Here is a 21,388-nt window from a genome sequence, read left to right as displayed (position 1 = left end):
GTCACAGGCCGAGTCATCACCGGCGGCGAACGAGCAAGACCATCCTCACCCGAACCCGATTAACGGAATCAATGTCAGTGGGGCCGAGTAATATCGCACACATGTTCGAGAGCTGTGATGATGCGGCGGTGGTCGGGACCATCACCGCGGCGTCGCGCGAGCAGAGCGCAGCCTGCGGCCGCGAACTCATGGCCATCGGCGAGCTCTACGCCCGTCGTGCCCCCGAGGACGATCGCGAACGGGTGAACTGGGCCATCGACGGCCACGCGAACGTGGTGGCCGAGGTTGCGGCGGCGTTGAACATCAGTCGGGGCCGCGCGGCGGGCCGCCTTCGCTACGCGATCGACCTGCGCGAGCGCTTGCCCAAGGTCGCTGAGGTTTTCGCTAACGGGCAAATCGACTTCAGGATGATGGCCGCGTTGGTCAGCCGCAGCTCCAATGTCGAGCAGGGCGACTGCCTTGCCCGCCTCGACGCGGCGTTCGCGAAATGGGCACCGAAGTGGATGAAGTTGTCCGGCCCCAAACTTCACGAACGCATCGACATGTGGGTGGAGAAGTTCGATCCGGCGGGTGTGCGCGAACCCAAGCCGGAGAGCGATGGTCGGTACGTGCACGTCGGGCCGATGGGCAAGGGGATGGTCGGGGTGTGGGCGCGGCTCACCTTCGAGGAGGGGGTCGCGTTCGATACCCGCGTCGACCAGGTCGTGGCCACCGTCTGCGATGACGACCCGCGCACCCAGGATCAGCGTCGCGTCGATGCGATGATGGCAATGTCCGAAGGCCGGATGTCTCTCGTGTGCGGTTGCGGCGCCGAGAATTGTCAAAGCGGTGCCGCCGCCGAGCCGTCCACCCAGATCGTCATCAACGTGCTCGCCGAGCAGGCGACGATCGAAGGCCGGTCGAACAACCCGGGCTTTCTCCCGGGCTTCGGTGCGGTGCCGGCGGCGATGTTGCGCGAACAGCTGACGAGAGCCAAGTTGCGTCCGGTCGCACTTCCCGAACCCTGCGCCGAGGCGGGGTACCGACCGTCGGCGGCGCTGGCCCGCTTCATCCGATGGCGCGACCTGACATGCCGGTTCCCGGGGTGCGACGTTCCAGCTGAGCACTGCCAGATCGACCACACGATCCCCTGGCCGATGGGACCGACTCACCCGTCAAACCTCAAGCTACTGTGCGTGTTTCATCATCTGCTGAAGACGTTCTGGATCGGTGACGGCGGCTGGAGCGACCAGCAGTTGCCCGACGGAACGGTGATCTGGCGGGCGCCGAGTGGGCGGACGTACACCACGACACCGGCCGGTGCGGAGTTCTTCCGACAGCTGGCGGTGCCCACCGGCCAGGTCGAGATCACGCAGTCGAACCCACCGGCTTCCAGACACCGCGGAGCGATGATGCCGCTGCGTCGTCACAGCCGCGCCGAGGAAAGGGCCTACCGCATCGCGCTCGAGCGGCAACACAATGCCGCGCGGATCGCCCGAAAACAGCTACTCCTGTCCGAGCGCATCGCCAGGGACGACGAACCGCCGCCCTTCTGACAAATCGTCGAGGCCATCACGAAAACCCGCCTCGTAGTCCACCGAGGCGGATCGGACCGTGACGCTGCGCGGGTCGATCACGCATTGCCGGGACGTGGGCGCTCTATGGCTCATATCTGTTCAGACGACGGGTTCCGCCCGGCGGTTCCACCGACTGCGGTCATAATGGCCGTCATGGCAGACAAGGGTGGTCGGCCGGTGCGCACCGGGCCCGAACGGATCAGGAAGCTCGCACAGGCGGCGCTGAACGCCGACGTCACAGTCGAGCAGGTCGACACCATCCTGGAGGGGCTGAGCGAGACGCTCGAGGACCTCAACAGCTCGACGGCCAACCTCGATGCCACCCTGGAGCGCTTCAACGAGACGATCAACCAGATCAACGAGTTGGCGCCACGCCTGAACGGCGTCGTCGACCGTATGGAAGGCATCGTCAGCCGCGTGGAACGGATCGTCGGCCTCGGCGAGTCCGTGATCTCTCCACTGGCCGCGACCGAACAGGTGGTGCGCGGCGCGGTGAACAAGGTGCGCCGGTCCGCCGGCCTCTGAATTGGTCTAGCCGCTGTTGCGCAGCGCGGTCGCCAAACCGCTCATCGTCAACAGAATCCCCCGCTGCACAAGTTCGTCGTCATCCCCGGATCGATAGCGACGCAACAACTCAACCTGTAGGTGGTTCAGCGGTTCCAGGTACGGGAAGCGATTGAACACCGAACGCGCCAGCGCCGGGTTGTCCGCCAGCAGATCGTCCTGACCAGTGATCAGCTTGTGCATCCGGATCGTCCGGTCGTGTTCGTCAACGATCTTGTCGAACACCCGCCGCCGCAGCTCCTCGTCGTCGACCAGCACGGAGTACCGCGCCGCCAGTCCTAGATCGGATTTCGCCAGCACCTGCGCCATGTTCGACAGCACGGTGCGGAAGAACGGCCACCGCCGGTACAGGTCCCGCAAGACCTCGACGCGCTCTTCCTCCGACTCGGGACCCCCGGCGATCCACTCCTCGAAGGCCTTCCCCGTGCCGTACCACCCGGGCAGCATCACCCGCGACTGGCTCCACGCCAACACCCACGGGATCGCTCGCAGGTCCGCGATCGACGTCGTCGGCTTGCGCGACGACGGCCGGCTCCCGATATTGAGTGCGCCGATCTCACTCACCGGCGTCGACGCCTTGAAGTAGTCGACGAAACCCGGTGTCTCGTGCACCAATTCGGCGTACGCCCGTTGCGCTCGCGCAGCCAGGTCGTCGAGCACCTCATACGCCGGACCCGCTTCGTCGCCGAGTCCCTCGACATCGAGCAGTGTGGCCTCCAACGTGGCCGCCAAGAGGGTCTCGAGGTTGCGGGACGCCACCTGCGGCTCGGCGTATTTCGCCGCGATCACCTCGCCCTGCTCGGTGAGGCGCAGCGACCCGTTCACCGCGCCGGGCGGCTGGGCCAGGATGGCGTCGTAACTGGGACCGCCGCCCCGGCCCACGGTGCCACCGCGACCGTGGAAGAGCCGCAACCGGATTCCGGTCTTGCGCGCCGACTCCACCAGGTCGAGTTCGGCCCGGTACAGCGCCCAGTTGGCCGCCAGGTACCCGCCATCCTTGTTCGAGTCGGAGTAGCCGAGCATCACCTCTTGGCTCTCGCTGCGCGCCGAAACGATCGAGCGGTACACCGGAAGGTCCAGCGCCGCTTCGAGGATCGAGGAGCCGCGCTGCAGATCGTCGATGGTCTCGAACAGCGGTACGATGCCCACCGGGACGTACGGCTTCTCCCCCGACACGTCGAGCAGCCCGGCCTCCTTGAGCAGGATCGCCGCCTCCAGCATGTCCGACACCGACTCGCACATCGAGATGATGTAGTTCGGCACCGCCCGCGCACCGAGGACCCGCACCGCCCGCGCCGCCGCCGCGACGATGTCGAGTTCCTTGCGGGCCAGTTCGGACAGCTCCGCACCGTCCTTGACCAGCGGCCTACGGGTCGACAGCTCGCCGGCCAGCAGCTCGACGCGGTCGGCTTCCGTCAGCGAGCCGTAGTCGGGGTGCACGCCCGCCCAGGCCAGGAGCTCGGCGATGACTTCCTCGTGAACCTCGGAGTTCTGCCGCATGTCGAGACCGCAGAGGTGAAATCCGAAGGTGCGCACGGCCTCCCGCAGTCGGGCCAAGCGATCGTCGGCCAGCACCGCGCTGCCGTTGGTGCGCAACGATTCGTCGACCACGTCCAGATCGGAAAGCAACTCGGCGGGCGACTCGTAGCGCTCGAGCCCTAGATCGAGTTCGTGCTCGGGCTGCTCGTCGAGTATTTCCTTCGCTGTCGACGTCAGCCGGGAGTGGATCACCCGCAACGCTCGGCGATACGGCTCGTCGGCCCGCGCGGGTTCCTCGCAACGCGCGGCCAACGCTTCGAGCCCCTCGCTGATCCGGACCAGCCGCGCCGACATCGACAGCTCCTCTTCCAGCGCTGTGATCTCGGCGAAGTAGTGGTCGAACGCCGTATAGGCCGCCCGGCCGGTCGCGAGCCGGACGACCTCGGCGGTCACGTTGGGGTTGCCGTCCCGATCCCCGCCGATCCACGACCCGGGCCGCACGATCGGTTCGTCCAGCAGCCCGACGTCGGGCCAACGAGATTGCAACTCGGTGCGCACATCGGCGTTCACCTGAGGAATGACCTCGAAGAACGCTGCCGGGTAATACCGCAGGCCCGTTTCGATCTCGTCCTGAATCTTCAACCGCGACAACCGAACCAGTGCCGTCTGCCACAGCGTCAGGATGTGGCGGCGCAGCTCGCTCTCGATGTCTCGGCCGTCGGCCTGCTCATGCCCGTGTAGCCGCAGCCGCATCAGCTCGGTGATGCGGTGCTGCGTGTCGAAGATCGTGCGTCGCCTGGTCTCGGTCGGGTGCGCGGTGATCACCGGCGACACCATCGCACCGGTGAGGGCCTCGGCAACGGTATCGGCGTCGAGGTCGACGGCGTCGAGCTTGGCGTAGGTCGCAGCGAGGGTGCTGTTCTGCGGCGGCTCCCCTGCTGCGACATGGATGGCGCGGCGCCGCTCCCGATGGATGTCCTCGGCGACGTTCGCCAGCAGCGCGAAATGGGTGAACGCGCGGATCACCGGGATCGCCTGGCGGACCTCAATGCCGTCGAACATGTCCGCCAGCTCCGCACGATCGATTTCGGAGCGGCGCACCCGGAACGATTCGACGCGGGCGCGCTCGACCAGATCGAAGACCTCGTCACCGTTCTGTTCACGGACGGTGTCGCCGAGGATGGCGCCGAGGAGTCGGATGTCCTCACGCATCGGCTCGGTGGCGTCGCGACCGACCTTGGTCCGCCTGACCGCGCCTATCGGTTCGAGTCCGGCGACTTCAGCCATGAGTCAAGTATCGACGGCTCCGGGCCGGGCCGCACAGCGAGGTGCGCAGAATCAGCTGTACTTGATCAGAAGTGCGACGCCGACGATCGAGACGAGCCAGATGCCGGTCACGAACAGCGTCAACCGGTCGAGGTTCTTCTCCACGACCGTCGAGCCCGACAGGCTGGACTGAACGCCGCCGCCGAACAGCGTGGACAGGCCGCCGCCCTTGGCGCGATGCAGCAGCACCAGGAGCACAACCAAGACACTGGTCACTACCAGGGTGATCTGCAGGGCCAATTCCATGGGCGCAAGACTACCTAATCGACGACGACGCTCACTAATCGGCGCGCTACGGCAGGGGCCCGCCGGCCGCGATGGCCGACAGTGTGGCGAACTGCTCGCCGTCGAGCGACGCGCCGCCGACCAGGGCTCCGTCGATGTCCTCCTGCGCCACGATGTCGCCGACGTTCTTGGCGTTGACCGACCCGCCGTACAGCACCCGAACCCCGGCGGCCACCTGCGGCGACGCCAGCTTGCCCAGCTCGTCGCGGATCGCCTTGCAGACCTCCTGGGCGTCGGCCGCGCTGGCCACCCGGCCCGTCCCGATGGCCCACACCGGCTCGTAGGCGATCACGGCCTGCCCGATCTGCTCGGCCGACAGGCCCGCCAGCGACCCCCGCAGCGATTCCACGTTGTGCTCGACGTGGTTACCCGCCTCACGGATCTCGAGTTGCTCACCGATGCAGATGATCGGCACCAATCCGTGCCGGAAGGCGGCCGCCGCCTTGGCGGCCACGACCGCGTCGTCCTCGTGGTGGTAGGTGCGTCGTTCGGAGTGTCCGACGACGACGAAGGTGCATCCCAGCTTGGCCAGGAACGCGCCGCTGATGTCGCCGGTGTAAGCGCCCGAGTCGTGCTGTGAGAGATCCTGCGCGCCGTACGACAGCAGCAGCTTGTCGCCGTCGACGAGGGTCTGGACGCTGCGCAGATCGGTGAACGGCGGGATCACCGTCACGTCGACCTTGTCGAAGTACTTCGCCGGCAAGGCGAATGCGATCTTCTGCACCAGCGCGATCGCCTCGAAGTGGTTGAGGTTCATCTTCCAGTTGCCGGCGATCAGCGGCTTACGGCTCACGATTCGAGTACCTCTCACTCTTCCAAAACAGCGATACCGGGCAGTTTCTTGCCTTCAAGGTATTCCAGCGAGGCCCCTCCCCCGGTCGAAATGTGGGAGAAGCCCTCTTCGTCCAGACCGAGCTGCCGGACGGCGGCTGCGGAATCGCCTCCGCCGACGACGCTGAAGGCGCCCTTGCCGGTCGCGGCAATGATCGCCTCGGCGACGCCCTTGGTGCCCGCTGCAAAAGCCGGGAATTCGAACACGCCCATCGGGCCGTTCCAGAACACGGTCTTGGCGTTGGACAGCAGCGTGGTGAAGCGCTCCACCGAACCCGGGCCGATGTCGAGACCCATCTTGTCCTCGGGAATCTTGTCGGCGGCGACGACCTCGGCCGTCGCGTCCGCGGCGAACTTGTCGGCCACCACGATGTCGACCGGGACGTGGATGACGTCGGCGTAGGTGTCGAGCAGCTTGCGGCAGGTCTCGATCATGCCCTCTTCCAGCAGCGAGGTACCCACCGAAACACCCTGTGAGGCAAGGAATGTGAAGCACATGCCGCCGCCGATGATCAGGCTGTCCGCCTTCTCCGCCAACGACTCGATGACCGCCAGCTTGTCGGAGACCTTCGACCCGCCGAGCACCACTGCGTAGGGCTTGTCGGTCGAGGTGGTCAGCTGCTCCAGCACCTTCACCTCGGCGGCCACCAGCGTGCCCGCATAGTGCGGTAGCAGGGTCGCGACGTCGTACACCGAAGCCTGCTTGCGGTGCACCACGCCGAAACCGTCGGAGACGAAAGCTCCGTCGTCGCCGACGAGTTCGACGAGCTGCTTGGCCAGCGCCAGCCGTTCGGCGTCCTCCTTGCTGGTCTCGCGGGCATCGAAGCGGATGTTCTCGAGCAGCAGGATGTCGCCGTCGGTCAGTCCTTCGGCACGGGCGAGCGCGTCGGTGCCGACGACGTCACCGGCCAGCTGAACGTGGCGACCGAGCTGCTCCCCCAACGCCTTCGCGACCGGAGCCAGCGACAGCTTCGGATCAGGCTCACCCTTGGGCCGGCCCAGGTGCGCGGTGACGATCACCTTGGCACCCGCGTCGGAAAGCGCCTTCAGCGTGGGCACCGACGCGGTGATACGACCCGGGTCAGTGATGTTGCCGTCGTCGTCGAGCGGGACGTTCAGATCCGAGCGGACCAGCACGCCGCGATCCGAAACACCTTCACCGAGAAGGTCTTCCAGAGTCTTGATGCCCACGGTGTCAGAGCGACTTGCCGACAAGCGCGACCAAGTCGACCAGCCGGTTTGAGTAACCCCACTCGTTGTCGTACCAGGACACGGTCTTGGCCTGGTTGTCGATCACCTTGGTCAGGCCGGCATCGAAGATCGAGCTGTGCGGATCGGTGACGATGTCGCTGGAGACGATCGGTGCGTCGTAGTACTTGAGAATGCCCTTGAGCGGACCGTCCGCGGCGGCCTTGAACGCGGCGTTGATCTCATCGGCCGTGGCCGACTTCGACAGCTCCGCGGTCAGGTCGGTGCACGAACCCGTGGGGATCGGCACGCGCAGCGCGTAGCCGTCGAGCTTGCCCTTGAGCTCGGGGAGTACCAGGCCGATCGCCTTGGCGGCGCCGGTGGAGGTCGGGACGATGTTCAGGGCGGCGGCGCGAGCGCGGCGCAGGTCCTTGTGCGGACCGTCCTGCAAGTTCTGGTCCTGGGTGTAGGCGTGGACAGTCGTCATCAGGCCCTTGACGATGCCGAACTCGTCGTTGAGCACCTTGGCCAGCGGGCCGAGGCAGTTCGTCGTGCACGAGGCGTTGGAGATGATGTTCTGGCTGCCGTCGTACTTGTCGTCGTTGACGCCGAGGACGATCGTGATGTCCTCATCGGTGGCGGGCGCGGAGATGATGACCTTCTTGGCGCCGGCGTCCAGGTGGCCCTGCGCCTTGTCGCGCTTGGTGAAGATGCCGGTCGACTCGACGACCACGTCGACCCCGAGGTCGCCCCAGGGCAGAGCCGCCGGGCCTTCCTTGACCTCGAGCGCCTTGATCTTCTGATCGCCGATGACGATGGTGTCGTCGCCCTCGAGGCTGATCTCGGCGGGGAACCGGCCGAGGATCGAGTCGAACTTCAGCAGGTGCGCCAAGCTGGCGTTGTCGGTGAGGTCGTTGACGGCAACGATCTCGATGTCGGTGCTCTTGCCCTCGGCCTTCTGCGCGGCGAGCGCCCGGTAGAAGTTGCGCCCGATGCGGCCGAAGCCGTTAACGCCTACCCGGATGGTCACTGGTCTCTCCCTTAGTTGCCTCAGCGTGTAGTGCTCGACCGCCAGCCTAGTGGTGTGATAGCGGCCACGTGTCACCTGGTCAGTGCACGGCCAGGCGTTGATCCGCGTACGGGTTGCCGAGCCATTTGCGACGAATCCGTTGGAGAGTGCCGTCCGCCTCCAACTCGGCTTGCGCGACGGTGAGCCGTCCGAGAAGCGCCTGGTCACCGAGCGGAACCGCGATCGCGATGTCCTCGACGGTGATGCCGCGCTGGACGACTTCGACCCCCGGGACCGCCCTCACCAGTTCGGTCAGCACCGGCGCAAGCTTCATCAGAGCGTCGCAGTCCCCGGTGGACAGGTCGGTCAACGCGGCGCGGATCGACCCGTAGTCATAGACGCGGACCGCGCCTGCCTTCCCTTCCGCGACGAGCCGTTCGGCGATCGGCTGGCTGGTGTTGCCCCGTTGCACGCCGATGGTGAGGCCCTCCAGGTCGTCGATCGAGGCGACGCGGGGCAGGCGGCGAGTGTCGACGGCCAGCGATTGACCGGAGATGACGTACGGCGGCAAAAACGTCGCCTTCTGCTCGCGCTCGGGTGTGACAGTGGTCCCGGCGGCGACGCAGTCATATTCCGATCCCAGCGCATCGAAGATACCGTCGAAGTCGGCGCCCGCGTAGGACACGAATTCGACTGTCGCGCCGATCTTGTCGCCGAGCGCTTGCATCAGGTCGATGTCGAGGCCACCGTCGTCGGGCATCCCGTTGAAGGGCGGGTCGGGTTTGGCCACGCCGACTCTCAGTGTCTCCATGGGTTCACCGTAGTTGTTGCAACTGCGCCCGAGCGTGATCGATCTGCTCATAGGCGAAGGCCACAATCGTGGCCAGCGTCATCGACCCACCCTCTCGAGCAAGCGATTCGTACGTGTCGTCACCGAGCACGGTGCGGAGGTGGGCTATAGAAGACGTGAACTCAGGAAGCACGGCCAGAGCCAGCGGGCTCAGCGAGAACCCGCTGATGACCGCGGCCTCCTCATATCGGCCTACACGATCGAGAAACGTGCTCAGCACAGCAAGTGGGCTGCGAATGCTGCCGACGTTGCCCGAGTCGTGGTAATTGCGGAGAACCAAGGTCAGGTGCTCGAGCGCCTCCCGGTTCACCGCATCGAGCGCCTCGAACCTGGCCATGGCGAGCGCGAGAATCGATGCGTTGAAACGATTGCCACTTTCCAGAGCCATCGCCAGAGCGTCGCTGCAAATTTGGATGCTTGTGACCGACCCCTTCGCATGGCTCGGAAATGTGCTGGCTGCGACCGCGAAGGTATACAGGTAAGGATTATCAGTTGCGGCTCCTGCTTCGACCAGACCCTCGGCGGCTTGCATCGCTTCGTCGATCCGTCCCCCGAAAGTCAGAGCGAAGACGCGGCAGCCGCGAATGTATACATCGCTGTCGCCGCGTCGTTTAAGTTGCGCCTGACACATTTCTGCCCATCGCAACGGCTCGCCGCCGGGAAGATACGCTGCTCCGAGCCAGCCCTCCATTCCGTGCGGGGGCGTATTTTCGTTGTGCGCCAACACTGTTGCACCGATCTCCGCATATCGAAGCGCCTGCTCCAGCCTGCCGGCCATCCACGCCACCGCTGCGATCACGTACAGACTGGGGACACGGGGATGTCCGACTGCGACAGCGGGCTCGATCACTTCTTCGGCCCATGCGATGGGCTCGTAGTTCTCGGTTCCGAAACCAAGCAACCCCACATAGGTTGTGATCGTCGCGGCCACGTCGATGTCGCCGTTGTCGGCAGCCCACCGGAAGGCCGTGCGCAGATTCGCCAGCTCGGTCGCCACCCAGCGGTACGCGTGGTGTTGTTCAGGGCTGTTCCATAAGGACATCATGGCGCCCTCGCGTTGTGCGAAATAGCGGGCATGAGCCGTTCGAACCTCCTCTGCCGCACCGCAAAAGGCGAGCTGTTCCTCAGCAAACTGGCGGACGGTTTCGAGCATGGAAAACCGCGCCGTATGCTCGGATCGGTCCACTGTGAGCAACGACTTGCGCACGAGGGAGTCGAGAAGGTCCACGACGGCGAACTCGTCGTACTCCGGTCCGGCCACGGCGCAGGCGCTCCGGATGTCGAATCCACCGGCGAACACCGAACAGCGCTCCAACAGCCTCTTTTCTTCGGCGCTCAACAGGTCGTATGACCATTGCACCGCGTGCCGAAGTGTCTGGTGCCTTTCGAGACTGCGCCGTGACCCCACGAGGAGTTGAAACCTCTTGTCGAGCCGGTCACGAATGTCGGTCAGCGTCATGACCGAAACCCGGGACGCAGCGAGTTCGATCGCCAGCGGAATGCCGTCGAGGCGACGACATATGTCGGTGACCACCTTTAAATCGTGGACCGCGGTGCCCAAAGCGATGCTCCCCGCGCGCTCCACGAACAGCTCCGCCGCCGCATGGTCAGAGAGTGAGCGGACCGGCCAGATCTGTTCTTCGGCGACGCCCAGGCCCTCTCTGCTGGTGGCGAGGATGCTCACGGTCGAGGACTTCGCGAGGATGGCCTCGACAAGTGATGCGGCCGCATCCAATACGTGCTCGCAGTTGTCGAAGATCAACAGCCGCTTCCGGTTCTCCAAGACTGCTGCGACCGAATCGCGCATGCTCATCCCCGGTTGTTGAGCGATGCCCAAGATCGCGGCGACCGAATCAGCAACGGCACTCGCGTCGGCCACGGACGCAAGCTCGAAAACCCAGACACCGTCGGTAAAGTCGTTGGCGAAACCACCAGCGACCTCGAGGGCCAGTCGCGTCTTGCCCACTCCGCCGACACCGGTCAATGTGACGAATCGATTGGTGCGCAACGCCGCCGCGATCCGGGCTACTTCGTCATCACGCCCAACCAACCTTCGTCCCGCAGGCCGGAAGTTTCCCCGGTCAGCGTCCAGGCTGCGTAACGGCGGGAAGTCACGCGGAAGGCCTTGGGTTCGCAGCTGAAAGATCGTGATCGGATGCGTCACGTCGCGCAACCGCCGCGGCCCCAGATTCAACAATTCGACGCCGTCGAGCGAGACAGCCGTCGACTCGGCCACGAGTATCTGGCCGCCGTGCCCGGCCGCCATCACGCGCGCCGCACGATTGAGCACCGTGCCGAAATAGTCACCGTCGCGAAGCTCGGCCTCACCGGTCGCAATACCCATGCGCACCGGCAATTCCAGCCCACGCTGGGCGTCGACGGCGGCATCCACGGCGGCGCTCGGCGACGCGAACGCGGCGGCAAGACCATCACCGCTGTGGCTGAACACGAATCCGTCGTGCGCCTCGATGGCCGACCGCAAGACCTTGTCATGGCAAGCAAGCGCGACCCGCATGGCATCCGCGTCGGACTCCCACCGACGAGTCGAACCCTCGATATCGGTGAACAGGAACGTCACGACTCCGGTGGGCGGGTCACCCGCGGACACAACTGAAGTGTCGGCCGAGTGGCCGCTTGTCACACGCTTTTCACCGAAATGGCCGCCGGGCGGCGAATCGAGCTAGGCGTCCTCGAGCAGGTCCGGGGTGACGGCCGACTCGGTGTCCGGGATTCCGTCCTGCTTGGCCTTGCGATCGGCCATCGACAGCAGCCGTCGAATACGGCCCGCCACAGCGTCCTTCGTCATCGGCGGGTCCGCGAGCCGGCCCAACTCCTCCAACGACGCCTGCCGGTGTTCCACCCGCAGCTTGCCCGCGGCGGCGAGGTGGTCGGGCACCGTATCGCCGAGGATCTCCAGCGCCCGTTCCACTCGCGCGGCCGCGGCGACCGCCGCACGTGCCGAGCGACGCAGGTTGGCGTCGTCGAAATTGGCCAGCCGGTTGGCCGTGGCCCGCACCTCGCGCCGCATCCGACGCTCTTCCCACGTCAAGCGGGTGTCCTGCGCACCCATCCGGGTGAGCAGGGCGCCGATCGCCTCGCCGTCGCGCACCACCACCCGATCGGTTCCGCGCACCTCGCGCGCCTTGGCGCTGACCCCCAACCTGCGGGCAGCGCCGACGAGTGCCAGCGCTGCCTCCGGACCAGGGCAGCTGACCTCCAACGCCGAGGACCGCCCCGGTTCGGTGAGCGATCCGTGCGCCAGAAACGCTCCGCGCCAAGCTGCTTCGGCATCGGCCACACTGCCGCCGACCACCTGCGCCGGCAGCCCCCGCACGGGCCTGCCGCGCAGATCGAGCAGACCGGTCTGCCTGGCCAGCGCCTCGCCGTCCTTGGCCACCCGTACCACATACCGGGTGCTCTTGCGGATTCCGCTGGCCGATACGACGTGGACCGAGGCGCTGTAGCCGTACAGGTCGTAGATGTCTTTGCGCAGCCGCCGGGCGATGATGCCGAGGTCTACCTCCGCCTCCACCACCACGCGTCCCGAGACGATGTGCAGTCCGCCCGCGAAGCGCAACAGGGAGGCCACCTCGGCGCGTCGAGCGCTGACCGAATTGACGATCAGCCGACTCAACTCATCCTTGACCTCGGCTGTCATCGCCACGGGTCGTCACCTCTCGGTCCATTCGCTGTCGACGTGGGCACTGCCGGCGCCGGGTCGGCGGCGCCGCGAAGACGCACACCTTCCAGCGCCGCGGCCAGCCGCGCCGGGTCATGTAAAGGTGTACCAGGTCTGGACACGTCAGCAAACTGAACTTGAGCACGAAGGATGTTCGCGGTTCGGCGCAATTGCTCACGCTCACGTTCGCTGGGTACTCGGCTCGCGTCAACGATGATGTCGTGCACGGTGAAGTCGGGGGCGTGCTGCGCCAGCACATGGATGTGCCGCTCGACGGAGAAGCCGGCCGTCTCCCCCGGTTCGGCCACCAGGTTGAGCACCAGCGCCCGCCGCGCCGCGGTCGCCTGCAGCGCCGCCGCGAGCTCGGGAACGAGCACATGCGGAATGACGCTGGTGAACCAGGAGCCCGGGCCCAGCACCACCAGGTCCGCCGCCATGATCGCGTCGACGGCCTGCCTGGTCGCCGGCGGATCGCCCGGCAGCAGACGCACACGGCGGACCTTGCCCACGGTCGTGGCGATCGCCACCTGTCCGCGGATCACGCGGCTCATCCGCGGGTCGGATTCCAGACCCGCCACGTCGGCCTCGATGCCCAGCCCCACCGGGCACATCGGCAGCACGCGGCCCTTCACGCCGAGGATGCGACCCAGCTCGTCGAGGGCGGCCACCGGGTCGGCCAGAACCTCGCTGAGACCCGCGAGCAGCAGGTTGCCGATCGGATGCCCCGCGAGTGCCCCGCTGCCACCGAACCGGTGCTGGATGATCGTCGCCCACAGTCGGCCGTGCGGGCTGTCAGATGCCAACGCCGCCAACGCCATTCGTAGGTCACCGGGGGGCACGACATCGAGCTCGTTGCGCAGCCGACCCGAGGAGCCGCCGTCGTCGGCAACCGTGACGATGGCCGTCACGTGCGGCGTCAGCCGGCGCGCCGCCGACAGGGTTGCGTAGAGTCCGTGGCCACCACCGAGTGCGACGATCCGCGCGGTCATTCGCGACCCAGATCCCGGTGCAGCACCCGCACCGTGAGGTCATCACCGTCCTGCAGCCGCGCCGCCAGCGCCTCGGCGATCGCCACGCTTCGATGTTTGCCGCCGGTGCATCCGATGGCGACGGTCATATATCGCTTCCCCTCGCGACGGTATCCGTCGATGACTACGTCGAGCAGACGATGATAGGTCTCCAGGAAGTCCCCTGCACCCGGCTGCCCGAGAACGTAGTCGCGAACCGCGGGATGCTGCCCGGTATGCGGGCGCAGGTCGTCTACCCAGTGCGGGTTCGGCAGAAACCGGACGTCCATCACGGTGTCGGCGTCCATCGGCAACCCGTACTTGTAGCCGAAGGACTCGACCGTGACGTTCGTGTGGGCGACGGTCTCGCCGCCGAAGGCGCGTTCGATGCTCTCGCGCAGCGCGGGCACCGACATCGCCGAGGTGTCGATCACCAGATCTGCCGACGCGCGCACCGGAGCCAGCAGCGCGCGCTCGGCCGCAATGCCTTCTGCCAGTGTCTGATTGCCCTGCAACGGGTGACTGCGACGGTTTTGCTCGTATCGGCGAACCAGGCTCTCGTCCGAGGCCTCCAAGAACAACACCCGCGGCGCGATGTTGCGGGTCGCGAGCTCGTTGCGCACCCAATCCAGGTCACCGGTGAAACCCCGCGACCGCACGTCCATCACCACCGCCAGCTGGGTGATCCGCGATCCGGCGGCGAGCCCCAACTCGACCATCTGCGCGATCAGCTCCGGGGGCAGGTTATCGGCGACATACCAACCGAGATCCTCGAGCACCTTGGCCGCCGTGCCCCGGCCCGCTCCCGAAAGGCCGGTGACGAGAACCACGTCGATGCCGGAGTCGGCGCTGGCCCCATCCCGAAGATCCGCGTGCATGCCCTGGTCCGTCATCCCGATACCTTGCTCTGATCATTGCCGATCGCTGCGTCGGGCGCGTCGCTTTCGGACGGTACGCCCAGCGCGTCGAGCACGGCGCGCGCGGTGGCGACCCCGATACCGGGTACCGCGGTGATCTCCTCGATCGATGCCTCCTTCAGTCGGGCCACCGAGCCGAAGTGGGTGACCAGCGCTTTGCGTCGATGCTCACCGAGCCCCCGGACCGAGTCCAGCGCCGACGCGGTCATTCGTTTCGATCGCTTGCTGCGGTGGTAGGCGATGGCGAACCGGTGCGCCTCGTCACGCACGCGCTGCAACAGATAGAGCCCTTCGCTGTTGCGCGGCATGATCAGCGGATCCGGCTCGGACGGAACCCACACCTCCTCCAGGCGCTTGGCCAACCCGATCACCGCCACGTCGGTGATGCCGAGTTCGTCGAGCACCGATTGCGCGGCATTGACCTGCGGCGCACCACCGTCGACGACGTACAGGTTGGGTGGATACGCGAACTTGCGCGACTTGCCTTCCGGCGCAAGCTCTGTCGGATGCTGGAGGTCGTGCAGGTGACGATAGAAGCGCCGCCTGGTCACCTCGGCGATGGAGGCGACGTCGTCGGAGCGGCCGTCGCCCGCGGCCTCCCGGATCGCGTAGTGCCGGTAGTCGGACTTGCGCGGCAGGCCGTCTTCGAAAACCACCAGCGAGGCCACCACATCGGTGCCCTGCACATGGCTGATGTCGACGCATTCGATGCGCAGCGGTGCGTCGGCCAGCCCGAGCGCATCCTGAATGCTCTGCAGTGCAGCGGTTCTCGCGGTGAAGTCACCAGCCCGCTTGAGTTTGTGCTGGGTAAGCGCGTCCTGCGCGTTGCGACGCACGGTCTCGGCGAGCGCACGCTTGTCGCCGCGCTGGGGAACCCGAAGCATCACCCGCGACCCTCGCAGCTGGGTCAGCCAGGCCGAAAGCTCGTCGGAGTTGCTCGGCAGGCATGGAACCAGTACCTGGCGCGGCACCGGGTTGGTCGACTCGTCGCCGCCACTGTCACTGGCCCCGCCCAATTCGGCTTGATCGCCGTAGAACTGGGTCAAAAACTGTTCGACCAGGTGTTCCTGGCTGGTTTCTCCAGGCTCACCGGACTTCTCGACGATCCACCCGCGCTGGCCACGAACCCGGCCACCGCGGACGTGGAAAACCTGCACCGCCGCTTCGAGTTCGTCGTCGGCGAACGCGACCACGTCGGCGTCGGTGCCGTCACCGAACACCACCGCCTGCTTCTCCAGTGCACGTTTGAGCGCGCCGATGTCGTCGCGCAGGCGTGCGGCCCTCTCGAAGTCCAGTTGTTCGGCGGCCTCGTTCATCTGCTGTTCCATGTCGCGGACCAGTCGGTCGGTCTTGCCCGCGAGGAAATCGCAGAAGTCGAGCACGATCTGGCGATGCTCGTCGGCGCTCACCCGTCCGATGCACGGCGCCGAGCACTTGTCGATGTAGCCCAGCAGACAGGGTCGGTCGATTTGCCTGTGCCGCTTGAAGACTCCCGCAGAGCAGGTCCGTGCCGGGAACACCCGCATGAGGAGGTCGAGTGTTTCGCGGATCGCCCACGCATGCGAGTAGGGACCGAAGTAGCGGACGCCCCTGCGCCGCGCACCGCGGTACACCATCAGCCGCGGGTACTCCTCGTTGAGCGTCACCGCCAGCACTGGATACGACTTGTCGTCGCGGTACCTGATGTTGAACCGCGGATCGAACTCCTTGATCCAGTTGTATTCGAGCTGCAGCGCCTCGACTTCGGTGTTGACCACCGTCCACTCGACGCTGCCCGCCGACATCACCATCTGGCGCGTGCGCGGCGCCAGGTTCGCGATGTCGGCGAAGTAGGAGTTCAGTCGGCTGCGCAGGCTCTTGGCCTTGCCGACGTAGATCACCCGGCTGTGTGGGTCGCGGAATCGATAGACGCCCGGTTCGACGGGAATCGACCCGGGGGCGGGTCGGTACGTCGATGGATCGGGCACGGATTCCAGGTTACTGCCGCCTCCCGACGGCCCCGATCCACTACCGTCGAGTGATGCGGATCTCCTCTGTGACGAGGGTGATGGCCCCGCTGACCGGGTTGGTGCTGGTGTTGGCCGGATGCTCCGCAGACGAGCGCACCGAACCCGAGGCCTCGGGACCGTGCGCGATCGTCGAGAACGGCACCCCGGTGGTCAAGACCACCGCCGCAGCCTCCCCCGGTTCCCCTCCCACCTCCAGGGACATCTCCACCAACCCCGAGGTGGCCACGGGGTACCGCAGCGACATGACGCCGGTGCGCACCAGCAGCTTCTCCGTCGCCACCGCAAATCCGTTGGCCACCCAGGCCGCGTGCGAAGTGCTGCGCGACGGCGGCACGGCGGCGGACGCGCTCGTCACCGCGCAAGCCGTGCTCGGCCTCGTCGAGCCGCAGGCTTCCGGCCTTGGCGGCGGAGGCTTCCTGCTCTACTTCGACGCGGCGTCCGGAAGCGTCCAGGCGTACGACGGGCGTGAGGTCGCGCCGGCCGCCGCGACCGAGAACTATCTGCGCTGGGTCTCCGATGCCGACCGCACGGAACCCAAGCCGGACGCCAGGGCCTCCGGGCGCTCGATCGGCGTACCGGGCATCCTGCGGATGCTGACCGACGTCCACGCCGAGCACGGCAAGACGGGCTGGCGCGACCTGTTCGCCCCCGCCGTCCGGCTGGCCGACGACGGCTTCGACATCAGCGCCCGGCTCGCGGCGGCCATCGAGGACGCGGCACCTGAGCTCAAGCTCGACCGCGAAGCCGCCGAATACTTCCTCGAATCCGGCGGCAGCCCGAAACCGGAGGGCACCCGACTGACCAACCCGGCGTACTCGAAAACGTTGGGCGTCATCGCAACCGACCCCCAGTCGTTCTACACCGGCGCGATCGCCCGCGACATCGTCGCGGCGGCGACCGACGGCTCCGGCGGGCGCACACCCAGCCTGATGACCGCCGAGGACCTCGCCGGCTATACGGCCAAGAAACGTGAACCGCTGTGTGCGCCGTACCGCGGCCGGGAGGTGTGCGGGATGCCGCCACCGTCGTCCGGCGGCATCGCGGTCCTGGCCACGCTCGGCATCCTCGAACACTTCCCGATGGCAGATCACAAGCCCACCGATATCGATCGCAACGGCGGTCGGCCCTCCGTCATGGGCGTGCACCTGATCTCCGAGGCGGAACGGCTGGCGTACGCCGACCGCGACAAGTACGTTGCCGACACCGATTTCGTTCCGCTGCCCGGCGGTTCCCCCGAGACGCTGCTCGGCAGCGACTACCTCGCCGGGCGCGCCGCGCTGATCTCCGAACAGCACAGTATGGGCACCGCCAAGCCCGGCGAGTTCGGACCGCCGACCAGTCCGGCGCCGCCGGTTCCCGAACACGGCACCAGCCAGGTCAGCATCGTCGACTCGCAGGGCAACGCCGCGTCGTTGACCACCACGGTGGAATCCGCGTTCGGCTCGTTCCACATGGTCGACGGGTTCATCCTCAACAACCAGCTCACCGACTTCTCGGCCGAACCCACCGGCCCCGACGGAACGCCCGTCGCCAACCGCGTCCAGCCCGGAAAGCGGCCCCGCAGCACGATGGCGCCGACGCTGATCTTCGATCAGGCGCAGGGTGGACAACGTGGCGACCTGTACGCGGTGCTCGGTTCGCCCGGTGGCGCGGTGATCATCCAGTTCGTGGCGAAAACAACTGTGGGGATGCTGGATTGGGGGCTCGACCCGCAGCAGGCGGTGTCGATGGTCGACTTCGGTGCCGCCAACACGCCGAAGACGAATGTCGGCGGCGAGCATCCGATCATCGACATATCCGGCCCACCAGCATTGGCTGGAGACCTTGACCCGCTCGTGCGTGGCTTGCGCGAACTCGGCCACCAGGTGGATCTGGCCGACCAATCGAGCGGCCTGTCGGCGATCACCCGAGACGGCCCGGGCCTCATCGGCGGCGCGGAGCCGCGCCGGGAAGGGTTGGTCATGGGCGACACCCGATGACCGAACGCATTGCCCGACTGGGCGAAACCGACTGGCAGGTTTTCGCCGCCGTTCGGATGAGGGCGCTGGCCGACTCGCTGGGCGAGAAAGACCCGAGCTATCGCGACGAGGCCGCCTTCACCGCCGCGCAGTGGCGCCGACGGCTACGCGACCACGCGCAGTTCGTCGCCCTGCTCGGCGAGCGTCCAGTCGGCCTGATCGGCGCACAACAGGAGAACGCCGAGACCGTGTACCTGTACTCGCTGTGGCTCGAACCGGCGGTGCGCGGGCGCGGGTTGGCGAAGCAGTTGGTCGCGGCGGCGCTCGACTGGGCACGCAGCAGCAACGTTCACACCGTCCGGTTGCGCGTGGCGACCGACAACGCGACGGCGCGCCAGGTGTACGAGAGCATCGGGTTCACGGTCGCAGAGGACCAAACCACGTCCATCGCCGACGAACTGGCGATGTCGCTCAGCGTGAGTTGAGGCCCTTGTAGTGCTCGAGCACGCCGCGTACGCGGTCCATCGCGTCCACCGCGCGGTCCTTGTCAACGGCCTGAATCGCCATGATCGGGATGTACTCGTCGTCGGGCAGATCTACACGGGCCCACCGCGCACCCCGCGGGAACGAGATGTCGACGACCTCGGACCACGGAATCACCTTGTCGGCGACCAGGTTTCGCACTGCTACACCCGATGCGCCCGCCCGCAGCCGGGGACGCGCGAACATCAACACCACCGCGGCGATGACGACACCGAGCAGCGCGATCGCCACCTGGTCGGCGGTGCGGAAGATCACGCCGGTGGAGCCGACCTTCAGCAGCGCGCCGACCGTGACATGTGCGATGAGGATCAGCGCTGCAGCGGTGTAAGCGAAATACGGTGCCAGGTGAGGCCGTACCTCGACGTCCCAGTCGGTCATGAGCCCGAACGCAGGTTCCGCAACGTCAGCGCGGTGGACAGGGCCGCGGCCGCCGCCTGCGCGCCTTTGTCTTCGGACGACGACGGCAGGCCGGCCCGGTCAAGGGCCTGCTGTTCGGTGTTCGTCGTCAGCACGCCATTGGCCACCGGCGTCGACGCGTCCAGCGACACCCGGGTCAAACCCTGGGTCACCGCGTCGCACACGTAGTCGAAATGCGGTGTCTCACCGCGGATCACCACACCGAGCGCCACAACCGCGTCATGAGTGGCCGCCAAAGCCTGTGCCACGACGGGAATCTCGATGGCACCGAGCACCCGCACGACCGTGGGATTGTCGAGGCCGGCATCCGCAGCGACCTTGAGCGCGCCGTCGAGCAGGGCATCGCAAATGGTCTCGTGCCAGGTGCTGGCCACGACGGCAAGCTTGAGTCCCGATCCGTCGATGTGTGGGAGATCGGGTACGCCCGTACCGCTCACAGGGCTCCGCCGAGATCGGTCGGCCGGCGATCACCGAGCAGGTACACGCCCTCGTCGTAGTCGGCCATGGTGGTCGCCTCGTGGTAATCGTCGAGGCCGCTCAGGTCGTGGCCCATCCGGTCGCGCTTGGTCATCAGGTAGCGGATGTTCTCTTTGTTGGCGCGCACCGGCAGCGGCACACGTTCGATGATGTGCAGCCCGTAGCCGTCGAGCCCGACGCGCTTGGCGGGGTTGTTGGTCAGCAGACGCATCGACCGCACACCGAGATCGACGAGGATCTGCGCGCCGATGCCGTAGTCGCGGGCGTCGGCGGGCAGGCCGAGCTTGAGGTTGGCGTCGACGGTGTCGTCGCCGGCGTCCTGAAGTTGATACGCCTGCAGCTTGTGCATGAGTCCGATGCCCCGACCCTCATGTCCGCGCATGTACAGCACGATGCCGCGGCCTTCGCGGGCGACCATCGCCATCGCCGCGTCGAGTTGGGGTCCGCAGTCGCAGCGCTGGGAACCGAACACGTCGCCGGTGAGGCATTCGGAGTGCACGCGCACCAGCACGTCATGGCCGTCGCTGGTCGGACCCGCGACGTCACCCTTGACCAGCGCAACGTGCTCGACATCGTCGTAGATGCTCGTGTAGCCGACGGCGCGGAATTCGCCGTGGCGGGTCGGAATCCGGGCCTCGGCGATGCGCTCGATGTGCTTCTCGTGCTTGCGCCGCCACTCGATCAGGTCGGCGATCGAGATCAGCGCGAGGTCGTGTTCGTCGGCGAAGATGCGCAGCTCGTCGGTCTGCGCCATCGAGCCTTCGTCTTTCTGGCTGACGATCTCGCAGATCGCACCGGCCGGCTGCAGCCCGGCGAGTCGCGCCAGGTCGACCGCGGCCTCGGTGTGGCCCGGACGGCGCAGCACCCCACCGTCCTTCGCGCGCAGCGGCACGACGTGCCCCGGTTTGGTGAAATCGTCGGCGATGCTCGACGGATCCGCCAGCAGGCGCATCGTCGTCGCGCGGTCCGCAGCTGAGATACCGGTTCCCACACCGTTTTTCGCGTCGACGGTGACGGTGTAGGCGGTGCCGTGCTTGTCCTGGTTGACCGCGTACATCGGCAGCAGGCCGAGCTTGTCGCAGATCGCCCCGTCGAGCGGCACACAGAGATAACCGGAGGTGTAGCGGACCATGAACGCGACGAGTTCGGGGGTCGCTTTTTCGGCGGCGAAGATGAGGTCGCCCTCGTTCTCGCGATCCTCATCGTCGATCACGACGACGGCCTTGCCCGCGGCGATATCGGCCACCGCGCGCTCAACAGTGTCAAGCCTCGTCACCACATCAGTATGAACCA

At 66.7% G+C, this 21,388-nt stretch carries 18 protein-coding genes; 4 read left to right on the top strand and 14 right to left on the bottom strand.

The genetic code is table 11. From position 1 onward, the window contains the following. Positions 1-101 precede the first annotated feature (101 nt). A complete protein-coding gene (locus A5752_RS16445) occupies positions 102-1,535 on the top strand; it encodes an HNH endonuclease signature motif containing protein (protein WP_082963925.1) in 1,434 nt (477 codons plus the stop codon). Positions 1,536-1,709: 174 nt separating this feature from the next. After that, the gene (locus A5752_RS16440) at positions 1,710-2,081 is read left to right on the top strand and encodes an ATPase (RefSeq protein ID WP_067087646.1); all 372 of its coding nucleotides are present in this window, start codon (positions 1,710-1,712) and stop codon (positions 2,079-2,081) included. 6 nt (positions 2,082-2,087) lie between these two features. Here A5752_RS16440 and ppc read toward each other — a convergent pair whose 3' ends face one another. From ppc to uvrC, 11 genes are all read right to left on the bottom strand, one after another. Continuing rightward, positions 2,088-4,886 carry a phosphoenolpyruvate carboxylase gene (gene ppc, locus A5752_RS16435; RefSeq protein WP_067087627.1) on the bottom strand — a complete coding sequence of 933 codons (2,799 nt, stop codon included), beginning with the start codon at positions 4,884-4,886 and terminating at the stop codon, positions 2,088-2,090. 51 nt (positions 4,887-4,937) lie between these two features. Next, positions 4,938-5,171: a preprotein translocase subunit SecG gene (gene secG, locus A5752_RS16430; RefSeq protein ID WP_019348649.1), complete on the bottom strand. Its 234-nt coding sequence runs from the start codon at positions 5,169-5,171 to the stop codon at positions 4,938-4,940. Between the two features lie 46 nt (positions 5,172-5,217). Next, positions 5,218-6,003 carry a triose-phosphate isomerase gene (tpiA, locus tag A5752_RS16425; protein ID WP_067087625.1) on the bottom strand — a complete coding sequence of 262 codons (786 nt, stop codon included), beginning with the start codon at positions 6,001-6,003 and terminating at the stop codon, positions 5,218-5,220. A 14-nt stretch (positions 6,004-6,017) separates the two neighbouring features. Further along, entirely contained in the window at positions 6,018-7,232 is a 1,215-nt protein-coding gene (locus A5752_RS16420; protein ID WP_067087624.1) for a phosphoglycerate kinase, read from the bottom strand. Positions 7,233-7,236: 4 nt separating this feature from the next. After that, on the bottom strand, positions 7,237-8,259 hold the full coding sequence (gene gap, locus A5752_RS16415; protein ID WP_064416290.1) for a type I glyceraldehyde-3-phosphate dehydrogenase: 1,023 nt from the start codon (positions 8,257-8,259) through the stop codon (positions 7,237-7,239). Positions 8,260-8,338: 79 nt separating this feature from the next. After that, a complete protein-coding gene (locus tag A5752_RS16410) occupies positions 8,339-9,049 on the bottom strand; it encodes an ABC transporter substrate-binding protein (protein ID WP_067087644.1) in 711 nt (236 codons plus the stop codon). Positions 9,050-9,053: 4 nt separating this feature from the next. Beyond that, on the bottom strand, positions 9,054-11,696 hold the full coding sequence (locus tag A5752_RS16405) for an ATP-binding protein (RefSeq protein WP_231983435.1): 2,643 nt from the start codon (positions 11,694-11,696) through the stop codon (positions 9,054-9,056). Between the two features lie 72 nt (positions 11,697-11,768). Continuing rightward, positions 11,769-12,746: a DNA-binding protein WhiA gene (whiA, locus tag A5752_RS16400; RefSeq protein ID WP_156613930.1), complete on the bottom strand. Its 978-nt coding sequence runs from the start codon at positions 12,744-12,746 to the stop codon at positions 11,769-11,771. Further along, positions 12,743-13,756, bottom strand: coding sequence for a uridine diphosphate-N-acetylglucosamine-binding protein YvcK (yvcK, locus tag A5752_RS16395; RefSeq protein ID WP_067087619.1), 1,014 nt, complete (start codon positions 13,754-13,756; stop codon positions 12,743-12,745). The genes whiA and yvcK overlap by 4 nt, the downstream gene beginning before the upstream one ends. Continuing rightward, entirely contained in the window at positions 13,753-14,652 is a 900-nt protein-coding gene (gene rapZ / locus A5752_RS16390) for an RNase adapter RapZ (RefSeq protein WP_197500650.1), read from the bottom strand. Before rapZ ends, yvcK begins: the two co-directional genes overlap by 4 nt. A gap of 11 nt (positions 14,653-14,663) precedes the next feature. Next, the gene (gene uvrC, locus A5752_RS16385) at positions 14,664-16,658 is read right to left on the bottom strand and encodes an excinuclease ABC subunit UvrC (RefSeq protein ID WP_067087615.1); all 1,995 of its coding nucleotides are present in this window, start codon (positions 16,656-16,658) and stop codon (positions 14,664-14,666) included. Between the two features lie 53 nt (positions 16,659-16,711). On the opposite strand from uvrC, the gene A5752_RS16380 reads away from it, so the two are divergent. Then, complete coding sequence (locus A5752_RS16380) at positions 16,712-18,679, top strand: gamma-glutamyltransferase family protein (protein ID WP_197500649.1); 1,968 nt, start codon at positions 16,712-16,714, stop codon at positions 18,677-18,679. Next, complete coding sequence (locus tag A5752_RS16375; protein WP_067087613.1) at positions 18,676-19,143, top strand: GNAT family N-acetyltransferase; 468 nt, start codon at positions 18,676-18,678, stop codon at positions 19,141-19,143. The genes A5752_RS16380 and A5752_RS16375 overlap by 4 nt, the downstream gene beginning before the upstream one ends. On the opposite strand, the gene A5752_RS16370 is transcribed toward A5752_RS16375, so the two are convergent. From A5752_RS16370 to A5752_RS16360, 3 genes are read right to left on the bottom strand one after another with little or no spacing between them, the layout of a single operon-like run. Beyond that, positions 19,130-19,579: a PH domain-containing protein gene (locus A5752_RS16370; protein ID WP_067087611.1), complete on the bottom strand. Its 450-nt coding sequence runs from the start codon at positions 19,577-19,579 to the stop codon at positions 19,130-19,132. The genes A5752_RS16375 and A5752_RS16370 overlap by 14 nt on opposite strands. Continuing rightward, positions 19,576-20,055, bottom strand: coding sequence for a 6,7-dimethyl-8-ribityllumazine synthase (gene ribH / locus A5752_RS16365; RefSeq protein ID WP_067087609.1), 480 nt, complete (start codon positions 20,053-20,055; stop codon positions 19,576-19,578). The genes A5752_RS16370 and ribH overlap by 4 nt, the downstream gene beginning before the upstream one ends. After that, positions 20,052-21,371, bottom strand: a complete 1,320-nt coding sequence (locus A5752_RS16360) for a bifunctional 3,4-dihydroxy-2-butanone-4-phosphate synthase/GTP cyclohydrolase II (RefSeq protein WP_067087638.1) — start codon at positions 21,369-21,371, stop codon at positions 20,052-20,054. Before A5752_RS16360 ends, ribH begins: the two co-directional genes overlap by 4 nt. Between the last annotated feature and the right edge of the window lie 17 nt (positions 21,372-21,388).

Source organism: Mycobacterium sp. 852002-51961_SCH5331710 (genome assembly GCF_001665535.1).
Lineage (GTDB): Bacteria > Actinomycetota > Actinomycetes > Mycobacteriales > Mycobacteriaceae > Mycobacterium.
The sequence above is the reverse complement of the archived record's forward strand: the minus strand, read 5'-3'. Positions and strand labels throughout refer to the sequence as shown.